The sequence below is a fragment of the Mucilaginibacter sp. CAU 1740 genome (assembly GCF_039839285.1).
GTDB lineage: Bacteria > Bacteroidota > Bacteroidia > Sphingobacteriales > Sphingobacteriaceae > Mucilaginibacter.
In genome coordinates this window covers 92,814-117,092 of sequence record NZ_JBDOQS010000001.1, presented here as the reverse complement: position 1 = coordinate 117,092, position 24,279 = coordinate 92,814, and the positions used below count along the sequence as shown (strand labels likewise).

The 24,279-nt window shown below is 43.3% G+C and carries 20 protein-coding genes; 12 read left to right on the top strand and 8 right to left on the bottom strand.

Annotated elements, in window-relative coordinates:
• Positions 1 to 4: 4 nt before the first annotated feature.
• Positions 5 to 2,257, bottom strand: coding sequence for a transglycosylase domain-containing protein (locus AAFN85_RS00500; RefSeq protein WP_347524856.1), 2,253 nt, complete (start codon positions 2,255 to 2,257; stop codon positions 5 to 7).
• A 115-nt stretch (positions 2,258 to 2,372) separates the two neighbouring features.
• Between AAFN85_RS00500 and AAFN85_RS00495 the strand changes: the two genes are divergently transcribed.
• The 3 genes from AAFN85_RS00495 (at position 2,373) to AAFN85_RS00485 (ending at position 4,521) form a co-directional block, all read left to right on the top strand.
• Positions 2,373 to 3,461 carry an Mrp/NBP35 family ATP-binding protein gene (locus tag AAFN85_RS00495; RefSeq protein ID WP_347524854.1) on the top strand — a complete coding sequence of 363 codons (1,089 nt, stop codon included), beginning with the start codon at positions 2,373 to 2,375 and terminating at the stop codon, positions 3,459 to 3,461.
• Between the two features lie 31 nt (positions 3,462 to 3,492).
• Positions 3,493 to 3,771: a NifU family protein gene (locus AAFN85_RS00490; RefSeq protein ID WP_347524852.1), complete on the top strand. Its 279-nt coding sequence runs from the start codon at positions 3,493 to 3,495 to the stop codon at positions 3,769 to 3,771.
• A gap of 120 nt (positions 3,772 to 3,891) precedes the next feature.
• Complete coding sequence (locus tag AAFN85_RS00485) at positions 3,892 to 4,521, top strand: hypothetical protein (RefSeq protein WP_347524850.1); 630 nt, start codon at positions 3,892 to 3,894, stop codon at positions 4,519 to 4,521.
• Between the two features lie 314 nt (positions 4,522 to 4,835).
• Here AAFN85_RS00485 and AAFN85_RS00480 read toward each other — a convergent pair whose 3' ends face one another.
• From AAFN85_RS00480 to modA, 3 genes are read right to left on the bottom strand one after another with little or no spacing between them, the layout of a single operon-like run.
• Positions 4,836 to 5,459, bottom strand: a complete 624-nt coding sequence (locus tag AAFN85_RS00480; protein WP_347524848.1) for an ATP-binding cassette domain-containing protein — start codon at positions 5,457 to 5,459, stop codon at positions 4,836 to 4,838.
• Positions 5,456 to 6,127 carry a molybdate ABC transporter permease subunit gene (modB, locus tag AAFN85_RS00475; RefSeq protein ID WP_347524846.1) on the bottom strand — a complete coding sequence of 224 codons (672 nt, stop codon included), beginning with the start codon at positions 6,125 to 6,127 and terminating at the stop codon, positions 5,456 to 5,458. The genes AAFN85_RS00480 and modB overlap by 4 nt, the downstream gene beginning before the upstream one ends.
• Positions 6,128 to 6,143: 16 nt before the next feature.
• Positions 6,144 to 6,920, bottom strand: coding sequence for a molybdate ABC transporter substrate-binding protein (gene modA, locus AAFN85_RS00470; protein WP_347524844.1), 777 nt, complete (start codon positions 6,918 to 6,920; stop codon positions 6,144 to 6,146).
• A gap of 223 nt (positions 6,921 to 7,143) precedes the next feature.
• On the opposite strand from modA, the gene AAFN85_RS00465 reads away from it, so the two are divergent.
• The 6 genes from AAFN85_RS00465 (at position 7,144) to AAFN85_RS00440 (ending at position 17,852) form a co-directional block, all read left to right on the top strand.
• Positions 7,144 to 8,634 carry a glycoside hydrolase family 30 beta sandwich domain-containing protein gene (locus AAFN85_RS00465; protein ID WP_347524842.1) on the top strand — a complete coding sequence of 497 codons (1,491 nt, stop codon included), beginning with the start codon at positions 7,144 to 7,146 and terminating at the stop codon, positions 8,632 to 8,634.
• Positions 8,635 to 8,820: 186 nt separating this feature from the next.
• Positions 8,821 to 10,728, top strand: a complete 1,908-nt coding sequence (locus AAFN85_RS00460; RefSeq protein ID WP_347524840.1) for a 7TM diverse intracellular signaling domain-containing protein — start codon at positions 8,821 to 8,823, stop codon at positions 10,726 to 10,728.
• Between the two features lie 757 nt (positions 10,729 to 11,485).
• Positions 11,486 to 13,378 (top strand): glycoside hydrolase family 30 beta sandwich domain-containing protein, encoded by a 1,893-nt coding sequence (locus AAFN85_RS00455; protein ID WP_347524838.1) that lies wholly within the window; start codon positions 11,486 to 11,488, stop codon positions 13,376 to 13,378.
• A 40-nt stretch (positions 13,379 to 13,418) separates the two neighbouring features.
• Positions 13,419 to 14,651: a family 16 glycosylhydrolase gene (locus AAFN85_RS00450; protein ID WP_347524836.1), complete on the top strand. Its 1,233-nt coding sequence runs from the start codon at positions 13,419 to 13,421 to the stop codon at positions 14,649 to 14,651.
• A 62-nt stretch (positions 14,652 to 14,713) separates the two neighbouring features.
• Positions 14,714 to 15,604, top strand: coding sequence for a hypothetical protein (locus tag AAFN85_RS00445; RefSeq protein ID WP_347524834.1), 891 nt, complete (start codon positions 14,714 to 14,716; stop codon positions 15,602 to 15,604).
• Positions 15,605 to 15,872: 268 nt separating this feature from the next.
• Positions 15,873 to 17,852 carry a glycoside hydrolase family 97 protein gene (locus AAFN85_RS00440; protein WP_347524832.1) on the top strand — a complete coding sequence of 660 codons (1,980 nt, stop codon included), beginning with the start codon at positions 15,873 to 15,875 and terminating at the stop codon, positions 17,850 to 17,852.
• A gap of 196 nt (positions 17,853 to 18,048) precedes the next feature.
• Here the strand turns inward: AAFN85_RS00440 and AAFN85_RS00435 are convergent, their stop codons facing one another.
• The 4 genes from AAFN85_RS00435 to AAFN85_RS00420 form a co-directional block, all read right to left on the bottom strand.
• Positions 18,049 to 18,879, bottom strand: a complete 831-nt coding sequence (locus AAFN85_RS00435; protein ID WP_347524830.1) for an MlaD family protein — start codon at positions 18,877 to 18,879, stop codon at positions 18,049 to 18,051.
• The gene (locus AAFN85_RS00430) at positions 18,876 to 19,667 is read right to left on the bottom strand and encodes an ATP-binding cassette domain-containing protein (RefSeq protein ID WP_347524828.1); all 792 of its coding nucleotides are present in this window, start codon (positions 19,665 to 19,667) and stop codon (positions 18,876 to 18,878) included. Before AAFN85_RS00430 ends, AAFN85_RS00435 begins: the two co-directional genes overlap by 4 nt.
• Position 19,668: 1 nt before the next feature.
• Positions 19,669 to 20,448 carry an ABC transporter permease gene (locus AAFN85_RS00425; protein ID WP_347524826.1) on the bottom strand — a complete coding sequence of 260 codons (780 nt, stop codon included), beginning with the start codon at positions 20,446 to 20,448 and terminating at the stop codon, positions 19,669 to 19,671.
• Between the two features lie 96 nt (positions 20,449 to 20,544).
• On the bottom strand, positions 20,545 to 21,255 hold the full coding sequence (locus AAFN85_RS00420) for a pirin family protein (RefSeq protein WP_347524824.1): 711 nt from the start codon (positions 21,253 to 21,255) through the stop codon (positions 20,545 to 20,547).
• An 82-nt stretch (positions 21,256 to 21,337) separates the two neighbouring features.
• On the opposite strand from AAFN85_RS00420, the gene AAFN85_RS00415 reads away from it, so the two are divergent.
• From AAFN85_RS00415 to AAFN85_RS00405, 3 genes are read left to right on the top strand one after another with little or no spacing between them, the layout of a single operon-like run.
• Positions 21,338 to 21,994 carry an oxidoreductase gene (locus AAFN85_RS00415; protein ID WP_347524822.1) on the top strand — a complete coding sequence of 219 codons (657 nt, stop codon included), beginning with the start codon at positions 21,338 to 21,340 and terminating at the stop codon, positions 21,992 to 21,994.
• A complete protein-coding gene (locus AAFN85_RS00410) occupies positions 21,991 to 23,856 on the top strand; it encodes an ABC-F family ATP-binding cassette domain-containing protein (RefSeq protein ID WP_347524820.1) in 1,866 nt (621 codons plus the stop codon). The genes AAFN85_RS00415 and AAFN85_RS00410 overlap by 4 nt, the downstream gene beginning before the upstream one ends.
• Positions 23,856 to 24,101, top strand: a complete 246-nt coding sequence (locus tag AAFN85_RS00405) for a hypothetical protein (protein ID WP_347524818.1) — start codon at positions 23,856 to 23,858, stop codon at positions 24,099 to 24,101. Before AAFN85_RS00410 ends, AAFN85_RS00405 begins: the two co-directional genes overlap by 1 nt.
• Positions 24,102 to 24,279: the final 178 nt, after the last annotated feature.

Here is a 24,279-nt window from a genome sequence, read left to right as displayed (position 1 = left end):
CGCCTTACGGCATCTTATCCTTCAATTCTTTTTCTTTCTCCTTCTCTTCATCCTTCAACCGCCGTTTTTCCTGCCGTACATCCTTTCGGGTTTTGCCACCTGTGGTATCCACCGCGTCTATCCTGATTTTATACTCAGCTTTCAGGGCTTCTATTTGTGCCTTGATCTGGTCTTTCAGGTTCTCTTCTTTTTGTTTCAGCTTCTCTTCGGCCTTTTGCTCGGTGGTGTCTTTTTTACCGAACAAGCGTTGGAAAAAGTTTGGTTTTTTTGCCGGCTCTTCTACAACCGGTAAAATGCTATCGTCATCGGCACCTCCCTGTTTCATTAGACTATCGGCGGTGGCGGTATCAACGGGTGCGATTTGGCGGCGCAGGCTTTCTTTCAGCCGCACATCGTAAAAGCCGTAGGCATTGGTATCGCGGGCGGTATAGCCCTTCATGGCCATCAGCTTGCCTATCAGGTTAAAGTAGCCATGCAGTCCCGGTCGCAGGGTCCCGTCTGGCTGGAAGGCGTACAAGCCTCCCTTAGGGTACGGTACAATGCTGGCCAGGTAAATGGCTTCACCAATGTTAAGCTCAGATGGCGCTTTGCCAAAGTAGTAGTGCGATGCCTCGGCAATACCGTAAATACCGCGGCCCCATTCAATAATGTTGAAGTAAACTTCCAGCATGCGGTCTTTGGTCATGATGCGGTTGTTCTCGATCAACCAAACTATCATGATCTCCTCTATTTTACGGGCCAGTGTTTTTTCGCGGCTCAGGTAGGCGTTTTTAACCAACTGTTGCGACAGCCCGCTACCGCCACGTTTATATTTCTTTGTCTTGAAATCGGTAGCTATCGATTTGCGGATAGCCTCCATCACAAAACCGTGGTTGGTATAAAATGATGGGTCTTCGGCAGTCATTACCGCGTATTTTAAGTTTGGCGAGATCTGGCTTAGCGGGGTAAACTCCGGGTTATCCGGGCCTATCAGGTGCGGTGCCATCGGCTTGCCATTTTCATATGGCGTGTACACGAACGGGCTGTTTAACTTAGTCAGATCGGTGCGGCCAAATTTCAGGATCTTGAAGTTTTCTTTATCCAGGCCCGAATCGAATACAAGGTCATCAGGTTTACTGGTATCCATGAAAAAGTTCATGTGGTAGTTCAGCTTGCCAGCCACCTGGATGCCATCCAACGCGTCGAACATCCCCGAAGGGAAAGAATCAAATACATCGGGTGCATTTTGCCAGCCGGTGTTAATTTTCAGTTCGTAAATTTTGGTTGGGTTAAGCGTGTATTTGATGTAAGGATGCGCGGTTAGTTTTTTGATGTGGATAAGCGATGTGCTATCAATAGCTACATAATTTGTACCTACGCTCAGGTCAGCATCGATAGAGGCCGATGGGAAAACAATATCTGTTGATGAAATACCCGGATGATGGATCAACAAATTTTTAACCGACCATGAGCCGGAAATTTTGGTTTCGCCGCTGCTGTGATCTTCTTTAGTGAGTTTGGTTTGCAGTGTATCGAAGTTCAGTTTCAGATGAAGCTTCTTTTCGATGAGTGGGAACTCCACTTTTTTGTTATCTGCATAAAGCATTACATCAATGTCTTTATCTGATGGATGCATTTTACCGGCAAAGTGCCAGGTAGCCTCGCCATCATTAACTTTAATGGTTGATGTTAGTTGCCCGTCTTTGATCAGTGCGGTTTGAGCCTGTAGCTTGATCTGGTCGCTGTCGCTTTTAAAGCTGATGGTAAAATTATTGAGCGAAAGGTTATCCGGAATTTTGTAAAGCACCTGGTTAACCAGGTTATCGGCCAGCGCGCTCAGGTCGGCCTTGTTGCCGGTGGCGGTGGTATCCTTTTTCTTTTTAAACAGAAAATCGAAGTTTTTTACGCCCTTGTTATTGATGAGGTGGATGAATCCGTCCTCCAGCGTTACATCGGATAGTTTTACCTCGCCTAAAAGCAATGGCATAACACGTACACTAACCGCGAAGTTTTTGATGCTCAATAAGCTGTCGCGGCCTTCGGGCACAATGCTTACGTCCGAAAACGAAACGGTGCTTAGTCCTGTAAATTTGGCCGAGCCTATTTTTACATCTAAATTATACTCGTTTTTGGCTTTTAACTTAGCTTTGTCAATGGCTTTTTCAAGCAGGGCTTCGCGCTTTGAGTAGGCAATAAATCCGCCGATTAGCAGAATAAGAATTAAGGGAACAAGGATGTATGCGGCTATGCGTATATATTTAGGATTAAGGCGCTTCATTTGTCAATTTTATCCAAAACTAAACTAAATCTTATCCCCTGCAAACGGATGTTTAATCAAATTGTTTCTAAGCAAAGCCAATCAACGCCCGGTTTTCATAAATTTGCCTCATATTATGACAATTACTAAAGAACAAGTATTACAAGCACTGGGCAATGTTGAAGAGCCGGACCTGAAAAAAGACCTGGTTACCCTCAACATGATCCAGGATATCCATATCGATGGCAACAACGTAAGCTTCTCGGTCATCCTCACCACACCGGCTTGCCCGCTGAAGGCCATGATCGAAAATGCCTGCCGTAATGCCATCCTGCATTTTGTGAGCAAAGAAGCCGTTATCAATATCAACATGACTTCGCGCGTAACCACACAAAAAAACACCGGCGTTCCGGGCGTTAAAAATATTATCGCGGTAGCATCGGGTAAAGGCGGTGTAGGTAAATCAACGGTAGCGGTTAACCTGGCTTTGGCATTGGCAAAAACCGGAGCAAAAGTGGGTATGATAGATGCTGATATTTACGGTCCGTCAATCCCTATTATGTTTGGTTTAGAAGGCGCACGCCCAATGGCCACGCAAGAGAACGGCAAAACCCGTATCGAGCCTATTGAAAAATATGGTATCAAGCTATTGTCGATAGGTTTCTTTACCGATCCTAACCAGCCTGTGCCATGGCGCGGACCAATGGTATCAACCGCTGTAAAACAATTGTTCAACGATGCCGATTGGGGCGAGTTGGATTACCTGGTAGTGGATCTGCCACCGGGCACCGGCGATATCCATATCACTGTAACGCAAAGCTTCCCTGTAACAGGCGCAGTTATTGTAACCACCCCGCAGAATGTGGCCTTGGCCGATGCTAAAAAAGGTGTAGGCATGTTCATGATGCCGGCCATCAATGTACCGATATTAGGAGTGGTTGAAAATATGTCGTACTTTACCCCTGCCGAGCTGCCGGAAAATAAATATTATATATTTGGAAAAGGCGGCGGCCGTAAATTTGCCGAGATCCTTGAGGTTCCGTTTTTAGGCGAGATCCCGTTGATAAAAGGCATCAGCGATTCGGGTGATGCAGGTATGCCTACTGTGCTTGAGGAAGATGGCCCGATGACGACTGCTTTTGTCGCGATGGCACAGCGTGTTGCACAACAGGTGGCCATATCAAACGCTAAGGCTTTGAGTGCCGAAAATGTTGTAAATAATTAATAACTTTACATATCGTTATAAATTAATAAAAATGAGTTTATTAAGTCAGGTCGAGTCAGCATTAGATACCATCCGTCCGTATCTGGAAGCTGATGGTGGGAATGTTTCTGTTGAGGAGATAACCCCTGAAGGTGTAGTTAAATTAAAATTATTGGGTTCGTGCGGATCGTGCCCAATGAGTATCATGACCCTTAAAGCAGGTATTGAGCAGGCCATTAAAAAAGCTGTGCCCGAGGTTACCGCTATCGAAGCAATTAACCTAACGGATATTGATGATCCGAACGCGGTACTGCCCGAAAACCTGCGCTAATGTTAAGAATTGTTAAATACAATGCTTAATTACGCGCTATAAGGTAATTTTGATAAAGATTGAAAACTATTTTAGCATCCATGGCGTAATATATACCGGAGCTAAGTAGTTAATACTGTTATGAAATATTTAGTTGGCTTATTATTACTGTTCGTTTCGATAGGTGCTTTCGCTCAAAAAAGCGATAACAGGCCTATTGTGCAATTTACAGGCATAGTACGCAATGCCGATAGTACCAAGGTTACCATCCCCTATGTAACCATTACCAATCTATCGGCCAATAAGGTTGTAAATACCAGTAATTACAGGGGCTATTTTTCGTTTGTGGCGCACGAGCAGGATACCCTGCGCTTTAGCTGTGTAGGTTACGGCCAAATGCTGGTGGTGATTCCATCAAATGTGCCAAGCAAAAGCTACACTACCGAGGTAGCCTTAAAAGCGCAGATCATTAACCTGCCTACATTCCACGTATTTCCATGGGCTACTACCGATGAGTTTAAGAAAGATTTCCTGACCATTAAACTGGCTGATGACGACCTGGAAATTGCCCGTAAAAATATCAGCAAAGCAACGTTGTCGGCTTTATACAATACGTTGCCACGTAACGCTCAGGAAATCCAGTCGGCCAATGCGCAGGCTATGCATACCAGCATCCTTAACCAGCATTCGCTTACTCCTAACCCACTGCTTAACCCATTTGCATGGGGTAGTTTGATCAAGACTATTTCTGACGCGGATAGTAAAAAGTAAATTTTTCCTTCCTCTTTATTATTTCAGCACGCAAAGGCGCGGAGGCGCAAAGCTTTTAGAGCTTATGGTCGGTGTTTTCACCGCACCACTCTTATGCTGTCGGTTAACATCCACAATTAAACATTTACTATTAAATCATGTGGTACGGTGAAAACACCGACCACAGGCTGAATTATATTCTTATTGTTGCGTGATTATGCCTTACAATATGTCATTGCGAGGTACGAAGCAATCGCATGCTATACAGGGCGAAGATGCTTTGCTTTCGTGCGATTGCCGCGCTACGCTCGCAATGACATGTTTTTACAAATAGATTAAATCGCCTCAAAATCCATCACCTCCCCCTCAAACATCTCCAACTCCTGCTGATTATGGCTCACTATCAAAGTGGTCACCCCCAACTCCACCAAAACTGATTTCAGCTCCCCTATCAATTCCATCTTCATCTTACTATCCAATGCCGAAAATGGCTCATCCATCAAAAGCACCTTAGGCTTAATGGCCAGCGCCCTTAAAATAGCTAACCGCTGCTGTTGCCCGCCCGAGAGATGATCTGGTTTATGCGTACTTAAAGTGTCCAGCTTACCTAAATACAGCAATCGCTTAATCCATTCAGCTTCCTTAGTGGCATACTGCAAATGCTCAACAACCGTCATGTTAGGGAATAGCGCATAGTTTTGAAATACAAAGCCGGTGTTTCTTCTTTGTGGCGATAGATCGATCTTGCGGGACGAATCGTACCAGGGCAATCCATTAACCATAATCTCGCCTTTATCGGGATTAGCAAGCCCGGCAATCAATTTCAACAATGTGGTTTTACCCGAGCCGGATGGGCCGTAAATTTTGGTAATACCACCACGTGGAAAAGTCCGGTCGATTTTAAGCACCTGCTGCCCGTTATAGGCCTTTAGCTTTTTTTCGATATTGATCCTGATCATGCCAAGGGGCTTTTTGCCTGGTAACGGTTAAACACAAATACACCTATCACCAGCACAAATGTGATGGCAAATAAAATCAACGAGTAATTATTGGCCGATGCGTAGTCCATTTTCTCAACCGAATCATAAACCGCTATCGACGCCACCCGCGTGACGCCGGGAATATTTCCGCCTATCATCAGTACTACGCCAAACTCACCCAAAGTATGGGCAAAAGTTAAAACAGCGGCGGTAAATAATGATGGTTTGATGTTGGGCAATAATACATACCAGAAGGTTTGCCAACGGCTTTTGCCTAAAGTATATGATGCTTCGGCCAGAGAAGAGGGTAATTGTTGCAAAGCCGATTTAACCGGGCCTATCATAAAGGGCATGCTGTATATAACCGATGCAAGAATCAACCCCGGAAAAGAAAAAACCAGCTGAACATCAAAGGTATCGTGCAGCCATTTTCCAAAAGCATGCTGCGGACTAAAAGCCAACAGCAAATAAAATCCCAACACCGAGGGCGGCAACACCAACGGCATGGTAATGATAGCTTCGATAATGATTTTAATAAATGCTCTGCCCCTGGATAGCCACCAGGCAAAAGGCAGCCCGATAAGCAGCAGTAGCACCGTAGTGATGCCGGCCAATTTTAAGGTGAGCCATATGGGCGATAGGTCCATCTTTTAAAAATACTAATTATTGTATGCGGTAGCCGTAAGCTTTAAAAATAGTTTTTGCTGCCGGGCTTAGTATGTACTTGTAAAATTTTTCGGCATCGGCGTTGGTGGCGCCGTGTTTCAGTATCACCATACCTTGTAAAATAGGTTCGTATGTTTTAGGGTCGATAACTTTATAGTACAAGGGCGATTTATTGCCCACCTCCTTAACCAGCGATTGCGTGGTAAAACCAACATCAACCACCCCTGTAGTGATGTAGGTGTTTACCTGCGAAATGCTTTCGCCATAAACGGTTTTTGGTTTTACATCGTCCAGGATGCCTTTATCGGTTAATGATTGTTCGGCGGCTTTACCATAAGGCGCGATGGCCGGGTTGGCGATGGCTACCTTTTTTATCCGGGCGCTTAACAGCAGTCTCTCCCAGTTATCAAAACCTATATTTTGTGTGCTGCAAATGATCAGGCTACCCGAGGCATAGACCACAGGCTTTTGTTTGGCGAAACCATTTTTAAAAAGCGTTTCCGGGAAATCCATATCGGCAGACAAAAACACATCGAAGGGTGCGCCGTTACTGATCTGCGCTACCAGCTTGCCCGATGAACCGATAACCGGATCAATGCCGATACCTGTTTTCTGCTTAAAATCTTTCTGTAAAACTTCCATCACCGGTTGCAGGTTGGCAGCCGCCGCCACTTTAATATTTTGGGCAAAAGCAGGGTATCGACCCGCAAAAAGCAGCGCGATGAAAAAAAATATCATTTTTTTTAGCCTGCTATTGTATTGTTCGTTTTTCATGGGCTTAAGGGTTTTTCGGCTTAATGGCCTCCGTTTAGTTTGGTATTGAAGCGTATCATAATTTACCAAAACATGGGTTTTGATACTGTTACACCACAAAAACACACTTGTTATAGCCGTAACCGCTTTATATATTAGTGATGTTAAGCTATCAAATAAACCAAATTTTAACAAAAATAAGGCTTTTAAACCGTCATAAGTTTAGCGGCTTTTATACCCCATCATGAAAAAGAATTTTACGCACGCGCTGTTGGCAACATGTATTACATTAGGAGTTTTTAGCGGGCAGGCCTGCGGTAAAAAATCAACCGCTACACCCACTAACCCAACAACGCCAACCAAACCAGTCGATCCGCCGGTAACGCCAACCACAAGCGATGTGGCCATGTGGCTTACCACTGCCGATCAAAGCGTTGCTTTCACTAAACAAACTACCCCTATTAATTTCAGCACAGCTGCCGGTACCGGTACAACTATTAACGTTGATGCCGGTACCACCTACCAAACTATTGATGGTTTTGGTTTTTGCCTTACCGGTGGCAGCGCCAGCGTTATTAATGCCATGTCGGCGCAGAAGAAAGATGATCTGTTAAAAGACCTTTTTTCTACCGATGATAACCATATCGGTATCAGCTACCTCCGCATCAGCATCGGCGCGTCTGACTTGAGCGCTACTGATTATACCTATGATGAAGTTTTACCAGGCCAAACAGATGTCGACCTGAAAAACTTTTCTATCGATGTAGAAAAAACAGACCTACTTCCTATCCTTAAAAAGATCCTCGCCATTAATCCAAACATTAAAATATTAGGCAGCCCATGGACGGCCCCTACCTGGATGAAGCTTAACACCCTTGGCTTTAACGGCTTTAAAGGCGGTACCCTTAACCCTGCTTACTACGATGCTTACGCCAAATACTTTGTAAAATACATCCAGGCCATGAAAGCCGAAGGTATTACCATTGATGCAGTTACCCCGCAAAATGAGCCGCTTAATGCTTATAACAACCCGGCCATGTACATGGAATCTGCCGATCAGGCCAATTTTGTTCAGAATCTTGGTGCTGCTTTTAAAACTGCCGGCTTAAATACCAAAATTATTGTTTGGGATCATAATGCTGATAACACTCAATATCCGCTGGATATTTTTAAAAACGCATCGGCCAGCGCTTATGTTGATGGTTCGGCATTTCACCTGTATAACGGTGATATCAATGCGCTTCAAGCTGTACATGATGCCTATCCTGCTAAAAACCTGTACTTCACCGAACAATATACCCCGGCAAATGGCGGCTTCGGCGGCGATTTAAACTGGCACGTTACCAACCTTATTGTAGGTGCAACCCGCAACTGGTGCCGCAATGTACTGGAATGGAACCTCGCTACCGATCCTAACTACGGTCCGCATACCGATGGTGGCTGCGATGTATGTAAAGGGGCTTTAACTATCAATTCAGCATCGGATGTTACACGCAATGTATCTTATTACATTATAGCACATGCATCCAAATTTGTACGTCCGGGTGCGGTTCGGATTTCATCTACCGCGGTTAGCACATTGCCTAACGTGGCCTTTAAAAATACCGATGGCAGTAAGGTGCTCATTGTACTAAACTCAAGCGGAAGTCAGCAAACCTTTAATTTTAAGATAGATGGAAAATCGGCTAACAGTACTTTAGCTGGTGGTGCGGTGGCCACTTACGTATGGAAATAACCGTATTTTAACCAAAACTTACTATAAATTAGCATTTTAAATAACTGTATAACATACTTTTAATAGGAATAGAAAAATAAATATATTATAATTGTATCCGGCCTGACGCTAACCAAACAACCATTTCTTTCGCGCCTGCAATGAAACCATCATTGCAGGTGCGAAAAACATCCACCTGCCGAGCCTATGTTTAAACTTGTACTAAGGTATCTTGTAGTTGTTGTTACCCTCTTTTTATGCCCCGCAACAGGTATAAAAGCTCAAACTACCGTACAAATAAACGACAATGTAAACCAGCGCATTTTTGAATATAAGCAGATTGTTTATTTTGAAGATACCACAAGCAAACTCGGTCTGGATGGTATTCATGCAATCTATATAGCCGGCAAATTTCAACCCAACCACGAACCTACCCCTGTAACACGCCATAACAATTCGGCTTATTGGTATCGCATTAAAATTGGCAAGGCTAATCCTACCAATAACAATTGGATTCTCGAGTTTTTTGATCAAACCATCGATAGTATTACGGTCTATTCGCCATTTGGCGAAACTTATAAAGCCGCCTCATTTGGCAGCAACCATCCCTTTGCCGACCGCTTTTATCGCCATAAAAATTTCAGCGTTAACATTAACAGCAACCACGGACCCGATGATGTGTATTATATCCGCGTAAAAGCCAACCACTCGGTAAACGTAATTATGGTGATGCGCACCGTGAGCCGTTTTATTGGTTACGCGTTGGATGAGTATTTCTTTTTCGGCGTGTTTTACGGCATGATCCTGGTTTTTGGCCTCTATAATTTCATGATGTTCATTGCCATGCGTCAGGTGCAGTACCTGTATTACATCATTTACAACCTCAGCATCGGTTTGTACGAGATGTGTGTGGATGGCATTGCCTATCAATACATCTGGCCAAATAATCCGGGTTTTAATAACTATGCCTATGGCATAGCCCTTTTTGCAGCGAGTATTTTCGCTATCCTGTTTGCGCAAAAACTGCTCAATTTAAAAGTGAACGCGCCGCGGCTTAACAAAGTAATTCAGGGCGTTATCGTTTTCAGGTGTGTTTATTTCCTGGCCTGCCTTACCAATATGGCCTGGTTCAACTACAAGATCATCGAGTTTTTGCCACTCTGTATCTCTTTTTACGCCGGTTGCTATGTGCTGATAAAAGGTTATAAACCGGCCCGCTTTTTTGTTATCGGCTATAGTTTTTTGCTCACCGGTTTTGTAATTAAAACCTGTATAGCGCTAAACATTTGGTGGCTGCCCGTTACCGAGTTTGATTACTATAGCCTTAGCCTATGCTTTATTATGGAAATGCTATTCATCTCTTTCGCCATTGGCGATAAGGTGCGCATCCTTAAAAAAGAAAAAGACGACGCGCAGCTCAGCACCATAGAGCAAATGAAACAGAACGAGGAACTAAAAGATACCCTAAACCGTAGCCTCGAAGTCCAGGTACAGGAACGCACCCGCGAACTGGTTGAAAAATCGACCATGATAGCCGAGCAAAACGAAGAACTAAAATCGGTTAACGAACTGCTACAACAGCAAGCCGAAGAGATCTCGCGCATGAATGTACTGCTGGAAAAAGATAACATCATCCTTCACAACGATATCGAAAAAGTAACCCACGACAGGGTGATGCTTACGGAGGTCGATTTTGAAGAGTTTAGCCGTATTTATCCCGACAGAGAAACCTGCTTCAAATTCTTGTCCGACCTGAAATGGGAACATGGCTATGCCTGCCGCAAATGCAGCAATACCCACTATGGCAGCGGGCACCTCCCCTACAGTCGCCGGTGTTCAAAATGCGGGTATGAGGAATCGGTGATCGCTTATACCATTTTGCAAAACACCCGGATCCCTATCAACAAAGCGTTTTACATGATCTTCCTGATGTACTCAACCAAAGGCAAGATCTCATCGCATAAACTTTCTGAAATACTATCCATCCGCCAAAGTACCTGCTGGGCTTATAGTTCGCGTATTAAAAAGGTGATGGAGCTGCGTAAAAAAGAAATTAAAAACGCTGGGGATAAGGGATGGAGTAAGTTGGTGATTGATAATAGCACGAATGTCTGAGCTGGCGGATAATATTTAAACGAATTTCACGAATTGATTTTTCGGTAATGATATGGGCGTTCCCGTTAATTAACGGGCGGGCTATACGCTCATACGCCTGCAGGCATTACGCGCAGGCCGGTATCCGCTCCTATCCCTAACGCAAAAGTTGTCTGAACTCGAATTTGGGGGAATTAAGGAATAAACAGAATGCTAAGCAAATTCAAAAAATTCTTATAATTCCCCCAAATTCGAGTTCAGACAAAAATCAAATACTCCCCAAATCCCGGTTCAGACATCAGCGAAATCAACGTAATCAAAAAAACAATCAACGGTTCTCTTCGTGTACCCCATACACCTATCCCCGCAACTATATTTTATAACTTTTTTTACTTACAATTAATTGCGAAGTAAGCGTATCAGTAAAAAAATTTAATTGCAACAAAAACGCTACACACTTTATTTAAACCTGTTTTTTGGTTTTTATGGCCTGTGATGGAAGCGTATTAAATTCTACATAATACACTATAAATCAATTATTTATGAACATTTATTTTGTTTGTTACGTTTAAATTGATGTAGATTTGTGATAACCAATATTAAACTATAAATAAACTAACCTGCTGAAAAACCATCTCGTTTGGGTGTGATCCAATTCCCTTGCTAACGGGTGTAATTAAGCTACAGTTAAATACATTAAAACATGTTTTTAATTGTGGGCAGGTGACCTATGCTATAATTTTTTGCGCATCAAATCAATCAACTAAATAACAACCAAATGAAAATCAATTACAAAACCAAATGGCTGGCGGCCGCTATCATGCTGTCGGCTTTGTTTTTCTATTCCTGTAAAAAGAATGTAAGCCAAGGCGGCGAGGCCCCTGACCAAAAATCGGGCGGAACCGTAGCCCGAGCTGCTAACGAAGTGGTAAACGCCTGGTTAACTACCGGCGACAAGTCAAACCTGCTTCAGCCGCAAACCAGTTTCAACTTCGCTGCAGATGCAGGTACCAACGCCACTACGGTAACTGTGGATGAAAACCAAACTTTTCAAGGTATTGATGGCTTTGGTTTTACCTTAACCGGTGGCAGTGCGGGCTTGCTTAACGGCCTGGGCAGTAACCAAACCAGTGTATTGAACGAGCTTTTTGGTACCGGCACCAACCAGATCGGGATCAGTTATGTGCGCATCAGCATCGGTGCTTCCGACCTCAGCGCCAATGATTTTACCTACAACCAAACTTCGGGCGACTTTAACATGAACAACTTCAGCATCAGTGCCGAAAACCAGGATCTGCTGCCGATATTGAAAAAGATCATCGCCATTAATCCATCTATAAAAATACTGGCCACCCCATGGACGGCCCCTACCTGGATGAAGGTGAACACCACGGGTAATAATGGTTACACCGGCGGTAGTCTCAATACCGCAGCAGGTTACTATGATGCCTATGCCCGCTATTTTGTAAAATACCTACAGGCCATGCAGGCGCAAGGCATAACCATTGATGCCGTAACTCCTCAAAACGAACCACTTAACCCATACAATAACCCAAGTATGGTGATGCAACCTAACGAACAGGCCAACTTTATTAAAAATAACCTCGGTCCGCAGTTAAGGGCGGCTGGTTTTCAAACCAAGATCATCGCCTATGATCATAACACCGATAGGATCGATTATCCTGAAACCGTACTGGCCGATGGCGGTGCCAATCCTTATGTAGACGGCTCGGCCTTTCACCTTTATTCGGGTACTATTGATAAGTTAAGTGATGTACACACCGCTTACCCGAGCAAAAACGTTTACTTTACCGAGCAATGGGTGGGCGCGCCAAGCAACTTCGGCGGAGATCTGTCATGGCATGTAGGCACGCTCATCATCGGCGCTACCCGTAACTGGAGCCGTAACGTATTGGAGTGGAACCTTGCTGCCGATCCTAACAATAATCCGCATACCAACGGCGGTTGCAGCACCTGCTTAGGCGGTATTACAGTTAGTGGTACTTCTATTACCCGTAACGTGGGCTATTACATTATTGGCCATGCTTCAAAATTTGTGAGGCCTGGAGCTGTGCGGATCTCTTCAAATATTTCGGGAAGTATTCAAAACGTGGCGTTTAAAAACTCTGATGGCAGTAAAGTGCTTATCGCGTTAAATAACGGCTCATCAAGCAGCACTTTTAAAGTAAAATGGGGTGCGGAATCATTCACCTATACCCTTGCTGCGGGCGCTGTAGTAACCTTTAAATGGACAGGCACACAATCAACCGGTGGTGGAACAGGAACCGGCGCACCTATCGGCTCTGTTATCACCCTTAAAGGATTTAATAATCAATACGTAAGCGGCGAAAACGGCACTCAGGCCATGAATTGTAACCGAGCTACCACATCGGCATGGGAACAATTTACCGTGGTTGATGCCGGTGCCGGTAAGATCTCATTAAGGAGCATGAATAAATATGTTTCTTCAGAAAACGGCACGCAAGCCATCACCTGTAGCCGCGCTACCGCCGGCGACTGGGAAAAATTTGACTGGATCCCCACCACTGATGGTAAAGTGACTTTACGCGGCAATAACGGCAAATACATCTCAAGCGAGAACGGCACCCAGGCCATGACCTGTACCCGGGCAACCCCATCGGGCTGGGAAGCTTTTGGCGTAAACCAATAACACCTGAAAACCAATTATTTATTTACCAAATAACACTATTATGAAACAACTTTTAACTATCGCAAAGGTTGCCATCGCGGCATCCTCCCTGCTGCTTCTTTTTTCATCATGTAGTAAAGACCTCAACAAACCATCACCTTCCATTAAAACTGATGCAGTTGCTTCCGGTTCAAGCACCACGCCAAGGGCTGGTACATTACTCTGGAGCGATGAGTTTAACGGTACAAGCGTTAACACCGCCAACTGGAATATTGACGTAGGTAACCCCAACGTTAATAACGAAAAAGAATACTACCAGGCGGCAAATGCCACGGTATCGGGCGGTTTCCTAACTATTACCGCGCGCAAGCAATCAGTCGGAGGTCAGCCTTATACATCGGCCAAATTGACTACTGCCGGTAAGTATCAGCCAACATCAGGTCGTATTGAAGCCAGTATTAAACTGCCTGCGGTGCAGGGTACCTGGCCTGCTTTCTGGATGTTAGGTGCCAACATTGGTTCGGTAGGCTGGCCACAGTGCGGTGAGATCGATATTATGGAGCAAACAAATACTTCTAACACCATTCTGGGTACTATGCACTGGAATAGCAATGGCCACGTGCAATATGGCGGCAGCACTACCACTACTCCCACTGCCTTCCATACTTATGCCGTTGAATGGGATGCTAACTCTATCCGCTGGTATGTAGATAATACCTTGTATGTAACCGGCAACATTGCCAACAACATCAATAACACCGGAGCGTTCCATAATCCGTTCTTCATTATTCTTAACCTGGCCATCGGTGGCGATTTGCCTGGTAATACCATTAATGATGCAGCACTGCCTTGCAACATGGTAGTTGATTACGTAAGGGTGTATGACCTATCGGGTACCAGCAATCCAAGCAACCCTCCTATCGGTCAAACCGTTACCTTAAAAGGTTTCAATAATCAATACGTTAGTGGCGAAAATGGTACACAAGCCATGAACTGTAACCGTCCTACAGCTTCGGCCTGGGAGCAGTTTACCATTGTTGATGCAGGCGGCGGCAAAGTGGCTTTACGCAGTATGAACAAATACGTATCGTCAGAAAATGGTACACAAGCCATTACCTGTAACCGTACCACAATAAGCGATTGGGAAAAATTTGACTGGGTGCCTACAACCGATGGTAAAGTAACCTTCAGGGGCAATAACGGCAAATTCATCTCAAGCGAAAACGGTACACAACCCATGACCTGCACCCGTGCTACAGCATCGGGCTGGGAAGCGTTTGGTATTAACCAATAATTTAAAATGATATATTTAGCCTGCTCTTGTTGCAAGGGCAGGCTTCCTTTTTACACCTACTTATGAAAAAATTTATTGGCTTTTGCTTTTTACTGACGATACCGGCTGCGCGGCTGTTTGCACAATCGGCAGATCATAAAGTTCAGATCGATGTTACCGATGGCTATCAGCGCGAAATTTTTCACTGGTCGATAGCCGGTAACAACAGCGGGCAAAATCCAAACATTTTTTCTGAATTAAAATGGACAAAACTGGGCGGGCAAAACGCAGCCGCTTCCCTACAATGGAACGTGTACCAAAAATTTGTTTTTTATGCCGATTATACCCGGCAGTTCATCACATCGGGTACAGTAAATGATTCGGATTACAGCGGTGATAACCGTACCAGTAACACCTATAACGAAACTTTTGATGCCGGAAAGGGCCATACACAAGGATGGGCTGTAGGTGCAGGTTACAAACTGATCAACAACAATTTATTTAGCTTTACCCCCTACGCTGGTTATAGCGATAACCGCCAATCATTATTTTTATACGGCAGTGCCAATCGCTTTCCGGATTTAAACAGCAGTTACTCAACTATTTGGAAAGGCGTTTTTATCAAAGCCATAGCCTCATTAAAACTTATTGAGCAATTACATTTTAATGCTGATGTTACCTATAACCAGGTAAGTTACAACGCTCAGGGCAACTGGAACCTGATCACTACCTTTCAGCACCCGGTTAGCTACAGGCATCATGCCAATGGTTACGGGCTTAATTTGGCAGGACGGTTTGTTTATGATATCACTAAAAATATTGGGTTACAAGCAGGTGCAGGTTATTTGCACTGGCAAACCGGTAATGGTACCGATGAGCTTTATCTTACGAGTGGCGAGATTGATAAAACTCAGATGAATGGGGCGTATAGGAATGGATTTAGGGTGTTTGGAGGATTGAAGGTTTCGTTGTAAGCCAAGATTACCACAAACAACATTTGGTTCCAATCGAATATGTTAAGAGCAAGATATCAAACGTGTCATTGCGAGCGCAGCGCGGCAACCGCATACTATACAGGGCGGTTATGCTTCCGTGCGATTGCTTCGACGTCCCCCCTCGCAATGACATAAGGGGCGTTTATATCTCACTACAAATCGTCATAAAACCATCATTCATTGAGCTGATTATTACTTAGTTTAGTTAACGATAAACCATCGTTAAACCCGGTAATTCCCATCTTCAATGAATAAAATTTTGCTTTCCGCATTTTTTGTGTGCTTTTCAGCGTCTATATCGATAGCACAAACGTCAAAAAACTATCACGTAAAATCGCCAGATGGTAAGGTTGACTTGAGCATAACAACCGGCAATAATATTCAATGGTCGGTGAAGCACGAAAGTACTGACATCATCACACCATCGGCTATCTCCCTAACACTTCAAAATGGGGAAGTACTGGGCAAATCACCTGTTGTAAAAAGCACAAAAATCTCGTCAAAAGATGAATACTTCAACACCCCTATTTATAAAAAAGATAAGGTTCATGACCAATACAATCAGTTAACCATCAGTTTTAAAGGAGATTATGGGTTAATATTCAGGGCTTATAATGACGGTGTGGCCTATCACTTCACTACTCAAAAAAAGAATGACATCACCATTATGAACGAAGAGGCCGGTTTTAATTTTAAGGCCGATGATAAAGCCTGGCTCCCATTTGTAAATGATTATCGCAATAAAGATAAATGGACAACATCCTTCGAGGCTTTGTACGGTAACCTTAAACTATCCGAAGTAACTAAAGATAGCCTGGCATTTTTACCGGTCTTGGTTGACGTAGGCGAGGGTAAAAAAGCGGCGATTCTCGAGGCCGATCTGCAGGACTATCCGGGAATGTACTTAACCGGCAACGGCCACAGTTTGCAGGGTGCATTTGCCAAATACCCCGCCGTAGAAACCACCGGAGGGTACGCCAATATGAACTATGTGGTTAATGGCCGGACCGATTATATTGCCAAAACAAAAGGCACACGTAGTTTCCCATGGCGGGTTGTGGTTATCAGTACAGATGATAAACAACTGGCTAACAATGATATGGTTCAAAAAATAGCCGAACCATCCAGGGTTAAAGATCTGTCATGGATCAAACCAGGCAAAGTGGCCTGGGACTGGTGGAACGATTGGAATATTACCCACGTTGATTTTAAGGCGGGTATCAATAACCCTACTTATAAATACTATATAGATTTTGCGTCGGCCAATAAAGTGGAATATGTGGTGTTAGATGAAGGCTGGTCGAACATTGTTGATCTGAACCAGATCTCTCCGGATATCAATCTTTCCGAGCTGATAGCTTATGCCAACCAGAAAAACGTAGGCCTTATTTTATGGACAAGCTGGTATGCCCTCACCCGCCAAACCGACGCGGCAATGGCAAAATTCTCGGCAATGGGCATTAAAGGTTTTAAGATAGATTTTATTGATCGCGATGATCAGAAAATGGTTTCATCATTATATGATATCGCCCAAAAAGCCGCCGATCATCATTTAATTGTTGATTATCACGGCATGTACAAGCCGAGCGGAATCCAACGTATTTTTCCAAACATCCTTAACTTTGAAGGAGTTAAAGGTTTAGAGAATGTAAAATGGGGAGTTAAAGATCATCCCGGTTATGATGTAAGCATCCCATTTATCCGCATGTTATCCGGACCCATGGATTATACGCCCGGTGCTATGCGCAATGCCAGCAAAGCCAACTTCCGCCCGGTAAATGGTAACCCCATGAGCCAGGGAACCCGCTGCCACCAGCTCGCCATGTACACCATATTTGAGGCTCCGCTGCAAATGATGGCCGATAATCCCACAACCTATCAAAAAGAACAGGAAAGCACAGATTTTATAGCCGCTGTGCCCACAACTTTTGACGAAACCGTAGCCATTAGCGGAAAAGTTGGCGAGTACGTAGCCCTTGCCCGCCGAAAAGGTTCCACGTGGCACATTGGCGCGATGACCAATTGGGATGCACGGGAAATGACTATTGATCTTTCGTTTTTAGGTGAGGGTATTTATAAAGCGGTGATTTTTGAAGATGGTTTGAATGCAGACAGGGATGGTACTGATTATAAACGTACTGTGGTTAATCTTACTTCAAAAGATAAATTGAATATTAAACTGGCTTCGGGCGGGGGTTGGGCGGCGATGTTGGAGAAGGTTAATTAAATAACTAATTAACAATCAAATAATTATAAAATAAATTTGTCATTTCGATAGAGCAGCGAAGGAAGCGGGCGTAGGGGCGAAAGAGAAATATTGTACGCCCCGCAAAGCGGCTATGGTTTTGTTAAAGCAGGGCGTACAAGATTTCTCCTCACGGCCTCTTCACAATGCCCCTTACTTGTTCGTCGAAATGACAAAATTAATTATTATCCTTCTGCTTATCAGCCGCTTCTTTAGCGGCTTTTTCTTTTTGCTTTTGTACCTCTTTAGCAGCCTTCTCTTTATCTTCCTGAATTTTCTCCTGAGCTTTCTTAATGCTATCCTGCCGTTTTTGCTCCATCTTTTTTTTCTTATTAAAGAAACCTCTCAACAAAAAGTTATGCTGCGCGGCGGTTAAGTCTTCATTTAGCGTATTGGTAGTTCTATGAACATTTTTTATGGTACTACGGGCCTGTTGTACGGTACCTTCAAGGTCGCGGGCCATTTTATCATCGTTAAGCAGTCGGCCTATGCTGCCTTTACCGTTATTTATCTTACCAACTATCCCGTTAAGACTGGTAGTTAATGCTTCGGCATTATCGGCAACCCGGGTTAGTTTATTGATGATTTTATCTACATCAACCGGGTTTATCGAACTTAACCTTCCTCCATCTTCAATCTCTTCATGGCTTACAATGCCTCCCGGTGCAATTACAACAAGCTTATCTCCCATCAAACCATCACTGCCAATGCTTAGCTTAGCATCTTTCTTGATGAATTTTTTAACGCTTTTATTAAGGGTCAAGTCAACCCGTACCGAGCTATCAGTTACAATGTTGATAGATTGTACCACACCCACATTAATCCCCGCGAAACGCACATTATTACCCACCTGCAAACCGCTTACATTTTTAAACCGGCCATACACGTAGAACGTTGAATTAAACAGACTTTTTTGATTGCCTATTAAAAATATACCTACCAACAGCACTGCCAACCCTAAAAAGGTGAACAGGCCTATCTTTATTTTTTGGGATGATGTGGTTTTCATGATGGTTGGTTAAAAAATGATCTGACCATTTCATTGTCTGATTTTTCGAGTTCTTTGTATGAACCTTCGGCTATATACCCGCCCTCGTCCATTACCAGGATGCGGTCGGCAGTGATGCGGGCGCATTCCATATCGTGGGTAATGATGATGGATGATATTTCGTATTTGCGTTGCAGGCGGTTGATGAGTTCGCTGATCTCGCGTGAGGTGATGGGATCCAAGCCTGTAGTTGGCTCATCGTACAACATGATCTCCGGGTTAACTATGAGCGTACGGGCCAGACCTACCCTTTTACGCATCCCACCTGATAAATAAGATGGCATTTTATCAATCGCATCCAGCAAACCAACCGCATCCAATACACCTTCTACTTTTTTATCTATCTCCTTTTTATCCTTTAGCTTTAAAACCCTCGTTAACGGAAATTCAAGATTTTCCCTCACCGTCATCGAATCATATAGCGCACCTCCCTGGAAAAGGAAGCCTATCTTCATTCTAAGCTGTTTAAGATCATCATCGCTCATGGCGGTAACATCCTCACCAAAAACTTCCAGCGTACCGGCATCGGGCTGTAACATACCCACAACACATTGAATGGTTACTGATTTTCCCTGTCCTGATTTTCCCAACACCACAATGTTCTCCCCCCTCTTTAAATCGAAACTGATATTTTTAAGCACCTGCTTTTTACCGAAGGATTTTTTGATGCTTTTGGCATGGATCACCACCTCGGGCTTGGTTTCAGGTGCTTCCTGTTTTGGTTCGATATGTTCGTCTGGCCCTTTCATCTTATTTATAAAACAGCAAACTGGTTATCTGAACAGCAATGGCATCAATAATAAAGATCCACAGTGAAGCAGTTACCACTGCCGAATTAGCAGCAATCCCCACACTCTCAGTACCTTTATTGGAGTGGTATCCTTTATAACATCCCACAAAACCCACCGCGAAACCAAACAACACAGTTTTAACTACGGCTGGCAGCAAATCGGTAAAATCTAACGAGGCTATACATTTATTAAAGTAGAGGGAAAAACTAATGCTATCAGTAAGATTCAGCGCCAGGAAACCACCAAGCAAACCGATAGCATCGCCAATAATTGCCAATAAAGGGATCATAAAGCTGGTGGCCAATATCCGGGTAACTACCAGGTATTGTACCGGGTTAGCGCCAGATACTTCCATGGCGTCAATCTGCTCGGTAACTTTCATACTACCCAACTCGGCACCAATACTTGAAGCTATTTTACCGGCGCAGATAATAGCGGTAATTACAGGCCCAATCTCTCTCACCAGGGCTACCGAAAGTGTTTTAGGTAACATACTTTCAGCACCAAGCGAGATAAGCGATGGCCTAAGCTGTAAAATAAGCACCATCCCCATAATGAATGATGTAATGCCTACCAGCATCATTGATCGGTATCCTATCTCATAACATTGCCTCACAAACTCCGACCATTCAAAGCCACCGGCAAATATGTTGCGGAAAAATCTTGAAAAGAACAGCACATAGTCACCTATGCTTTCCATCCATTTTCGCCATCCGCTTAGTTCCTGTTGTGCATCCATCTAAGTGATCTTAAATAATTGTTAACAACAACCAAGCTGCGCCCGGTTGTTTTGAACTCTAATAAAATTCACTTAACGGGTTTTAGGTAGTACTGATTACGACATCGGTACGTCAATGATTAGGAAACGGGATGGCTCTTCGATTATAATTGCAAGTGAATCTGTATCATAAACGCCAAGCGCATCTTTTTTGTTTAAAAGCTGGTTGTTTATTTTAGCCACTCCATCCAAAACAAATACATAAACCCCATTACCAGGAGTTTTGATGGTATAATCAATAGTTTGCCCGGCTTCAAACTCACCTATCGAAAATGTGGCATCCTGGTTTATCCAAAGTGTATCTTCACCTTTTTGTGGCGAGATCAAGGTAGTAAGCTCATTCAATTTAAATTTATCCGCAAAACTCATCTGATCATATCTTGGTTGGATATCCCTTTGTTTTGGATAAAGCCAAATTTGTAAAGTATTCGCCTCTTCCTTGTGAGATGCATTATATTCAGAATGATATACACCTGTCCCGGCCGACATAACCTGTACTTCACCGGCCTTTACTACACCTGTGTTGCCCATGCTATCTTTATGCTCCAAACCTCCTTTTAAAGGTATGGTGATGATCTCCATATTATCGTGCGGGTGGCTACCAAAGCCCCTGCCGGCAGCAATAATATCGTCATTTAAAACTCTCAAAACACCGAAATTCATTTTTTCGGGATTGTAGTACGATGCAAAGCTGAACGAGAAATTCGCTTTTAACCAACCTATATCATTTTGGCCGCGTTCTGCAGCGGGATAAAATATCGCTTTCATGTTATTTTATATTATATGTTTAAACACACAATATTTATTCCACAATTTAATAATGCTTATTTTTGCGAAAAATCAATAAGTAATGGCCAAAAAAGCTGTATTAGCAGGCGCGAGCGGACTTATTGGCAGTCACCTCCTGCAAATTTTATTAGAACAAGCCTATTATGATGAAGTAGTGATCCTGGTAAGGAAAACGTTACCGCTTCAGCATCATAAATTAAAGCAGCTTGTGGTAGATTTTGATCAACTCCAATCGTATGCTGAAGAGTTGAAAGGTGATGTTGTGTTTTCCTGTTTGGGATCAACAAAGAAAAAAACGCCCGATTTAGCGCTTTACCGCAAGATTGATCACGATTATCCGTTATTAATGGCGCAAATAGCTAAGCAAAACGGCATTGAGCAATATCACCTGGTATCGTCGATAGGGGCTAATAAAAATTCGTCGATGTTTTATCCTAAACTGAAAGGTGAAACCGAAGCGGATATCACCACTGTAGGCATACCGGCATTACATATTTACAGGCCATCATTCCTGGCAGGTGACAGGGGAGAGAAAAGACCGATGGAAAAATTTTGGGTAGTAGTAATGAAACTGCTTACACCATTATTTATTGGCGGCTGGAAAAAGTATCGTGCCATAAAGGGCGCTACTGTTGCCATGGCCATGTATAAACAATCATTAAAAAAAGCGACTGGTGTATTTGTGTACGAGTCGGATAAAATAGAACAAATATCGTGAGTACTTATCTATCTGCCGAGAACCTTGGCCACCAATTTCATGACAACTGGTTATTTAAAAATGTAACCATTGGTATTAACCGCGGCCGCAAGGTTGCCCTTGTAGGCGTTAACGGTGCCGGCAAATCAACCCTGTTAAAAATACTGGGTGGTACTATTAAACCTACCGAAGGTAAAGTAGTGCAAGCCCGCGATTTGAATATGGGCTACCTGGAGCAGGATCCAAACTTTAAAAATGCTGTAACTATCAGCGATTATATTTTTCATGCCGATGATGTACAGCAACAGCTAATCCGCAGGTATGAAGAATTAATGGAGAATGAGCCTGACAATGCCAAAGCCATTGAAAAGATAATGGAAGAGATGAGCGAGGTTGATGCCTGGGAGTATGAGTACAAGATCAAAACCATTTTAGGCCGTTTAGATATCCACCACCTCAATCAAAAGATCACTACCCTATCGGGCGGTCAAAAGAAACGTTTGGCCTTAGCCAAGCTGCTTATTGAGGATCCCGAGGTTTATATACTGGATGAGCCCACCAACCACCTGGATATCGACACCATAGAGTGGCTGGAGAAACTGTTGACCGAGGGCAATAAAACTATATTGATGGTTACGCACGACAGGTATTTTCTGGATAACGTATGTAACGAGATTTTAGAAATTGATCGTGGTAAAATTCAACCCTACAATGGCAGTTACGGTTATTACCTCGAAAAGAAAGCCGAACGTGAAGCAGCCGACGAAGCAGCATTTCAAAAAAACTCCAACCTGTTAAGGAAAGAGTTGGAATGGATGCGTCGCCAGCCACAGGCACGTGGCACCAAATCAAAAGCCCGTATCGATGCTTATTATGATCTGGAAGAGAAGACCAAAAACGGAGGTGCGCGTGATAAAGTTGAGCTGAGTGTTAAAACAGCACGCCAGGGCAACAAGATCATGGAGATGGATAACCTTTACAAATCATTTAATGGCAATACCTATATAGATAACTTCAGCTATATATTTAAAAAAGGCGACAGGATTGGCTTAGCGGGTAAAAATGGTAGCGGTAAATCAACTCTGTTAAATATCATTACTGGCGCATTACAGCCCGATAAAGGAACTGTAGTAAAAGGAGAAACTACTGTAATAGGATACTTTCACCAATCTGGTATCACCTTTAAAGAGGATGAACGTGTAATTGATATAGTAAAGAACGTAGCAGAGTTTATTACCATGGCCGATGGTAAAACAATTTCGGCTTCTGCCCTGCTTACGCTATTCCTCTTCCCTCCTGCCAAGCAATACGGCTTTATATCGAAACTAAGCGGTGGCGAAAAGAAACGTTTACAGTTGATGAGCATCCTGATGAAGAACCCCAACTTCCTGATACTGGATGAGCCTACCAACGATTTGGATATTGATACCCTAAACGTACTGGAAGAGTTTTTAACCAACTACGGCGGCGTATTAATGATGGTATCGCACGATAGGTATTTACTGGACAAGCTAACCGACCAGCTTTTCATTATGGAAGAGAAAGGCCATGTACGCATATTTAATGGTAACTATTCGTCATATCGTTTAGAACTGGAAGAAGCAAAACAACAGGCTAAAAAACCTGCTCCTGTAGTGCAACAAGCTGCTCCTGCTGCCAAGAAAAGCAAATTAAGTTTTAAAGAAGCAAAGGAATTAGAAGGCATAGAAGGCGAGATAAACACCATTGAAGCCAATATTAAAGATAAAAATGAACAACTGAATGCTACAGGTATCGACCCTAAAAAGCTTGATGAAATATTAAAGCAAATAGATGTTTTGAATAAACAATTGGACGATAAAAGTGCCCGTTGGATGGAACTAACCGAATTAAACGAAGGATAATGAAAACCTCAGATATTATAGCTACAACAGGTGTTATCATTCTACTAATAGCCTTCCTGTTGAATTTAGCAGGTAAATTATCGGCACAAAGCAAGGTTTATAGCTTAATGAACTTTATAGGAGCAGGCACATGTGGCTATGCTTCGTATATGATAAGCTTCTACCCTTTTGTAGTATTGGAGAGCATCTGGGCAATTGTAGCTTTAATATCATTATTCAGGGTTCCACGTGGAACATCTGTTTAGATAAGGTAATTTTGTAGGCTATGTCTGAAGTTCTAAGTAGGAAGTCGAAAGTTTTCACAAAACGATTATCAGATCCATATAAAGCTAACGTTCCACGTGGAACGTTTAAAAAACAGAGTATTTAGCTTACCTAAATAAAAGCCTTAAAACTCACAAATAAGAATTGTAAATAACGTTC

What these genes read in the sequence shown, in the direction of transcription:
- AAFN85_RS00500 (WP_347524856.1), bottom strand. Translation starts at nt 2,257, where the DNA reads ATGAAGCGCCTTAATCCTAAATATATACGCATAGCCGCATACATCCTT.
- AAFN85_RS00495 (WP_347524854.1), top strand. Translation starts at nt 2,373, where the DNA reads ATGACAATTACTAAAGAACAAGTATTACAAGCACTGGGCAATGTTGAA.
- AAFN85_RS00490 (WP_347524852.1), top strand. Translation starts at nt 3,493, where the DNA reads ATGAGTTTATTAAGTCAGGTCGAGTCAGCATTAGATACCATCCGTCCG.
- AAFN85_RS00485 (WP_347524850.1), top strand. Translation starts at nt 3,892, where the DNA reads ATGAAATATTTAGTTGGCTTATTATTACTGTTCGTTTCGATAGGTGCT.
- AAFN85_RS00480 (WP_347524848.1), bottom strand. Translation starts at nt 5,459, where the DNA reads ATGATCAGGATCAATATCGAAAAAAAGCTAAAGGCCTATAACGGGCAG.
- modB (WP_347524846.1), bottom strand. Translation starts at nt 6,127, where the DNA reads ATGGACCTATCGCCCATATGGCTCACCTTAAAATTGGCCGGCATCACT.
- modA (WP_347524844.1), bottom strand. Translation starts at nt 6,920, where the DNA reads ATGAAAAACGAACAATACAATAGCAGGCTAAAAAAAATGATATTTTTT.
- AAFN85_RS00465 (WP_347524842.1), top strand. Translation starts at nt 7,144, where the DNA reads ATGAAAAAGAATTTTACGCACGCGCTGTTGGCAACATGTATTACATTA.
- AAFN85_RS00460 (WP_347524840.1), top strand. Translation starts at nt 8,821, where the DNA reads ATGTTTAAACTTGTACTAAGGTATCTTGTAGTTGTTGTTACCCTCTTT.
- AAFN85_RS00455 (WP_347524838.1), top strand. Translation starts at nt 11,486, where the DNA reads ATGAAAATCAATTACAAAACCAAATGGCTGGCGGCCGCTATCATGCTG.
- AAFN85_RS00450 (WP_347524836.1), top strand. Translation starts at nt 13,419, where the DNA reads ATGAAACAACTTTTAACTATCGCAAAGGTTGCCATCGCGGCATCCTCC.
- AAFN85_RS00445 (WP_347524834.1), top strand. Translation starts at nt 14,714, where the DNA reads ATGAAAAAATTTATTGGCTTTTGCTTTTTACTGACGATACCGGCTGCG.
- AAFN85_RS00440 (WP_347524832.1), top strand. Translation starts at nt 15,873, where the DNA reads ATGAATAAAATTTTGCTTTCCGCATTTTTTGTGTGCTTTTCAGCGTCT.
- AAFN85_RS00435 (WP_347524830.1), bottom strand. Translation starts at nt 18,879, where the DNA reads ATGAAAACCACATCATCCCAAAAAATAAAGATAGGCCTGTTCACCTTT.
- AAFN85_RS00430 (WP_347524828.1), bottom strand. Translation starts at nt 19,667, where the DNA reads ATGAAAGGGCCAGACGAACATATCGAACCAAAACAGGAAGCACCTGAA.
- AAFN85_RS00425 (WP_347524826.1), bottom strand. Translation starts at nt 20,448, where the DNA reads ATGGATGCACAACAGGAACTAAGCGGATGGCGAAAATGGATGGAAAGC.
- AAFN85_RS00420 (WP_347524824.1), bottom strand. Translation starts at nt 21,255, where the DNA reads ATGAAAGCGATATTTTATCCCGCTGCAGAACGCGGCCAAAATGATATA.
- AAFN85_RS00415 (WP_347524822.1), top strand. Translation starts at nt 21,338, where the DNA reads ATGGCCAAAAAAGCTGTATTAGCAGGCGCGAGCGGACTTATTGGCAGT.
- AAFN85_RS00405 (WP_347524818.1), top strand. Translation starts at nt 23,856, where the DNA reads ATGAAAACCTCAGATATTATAGCTACAACAGGTGTTATCATTCTACTA.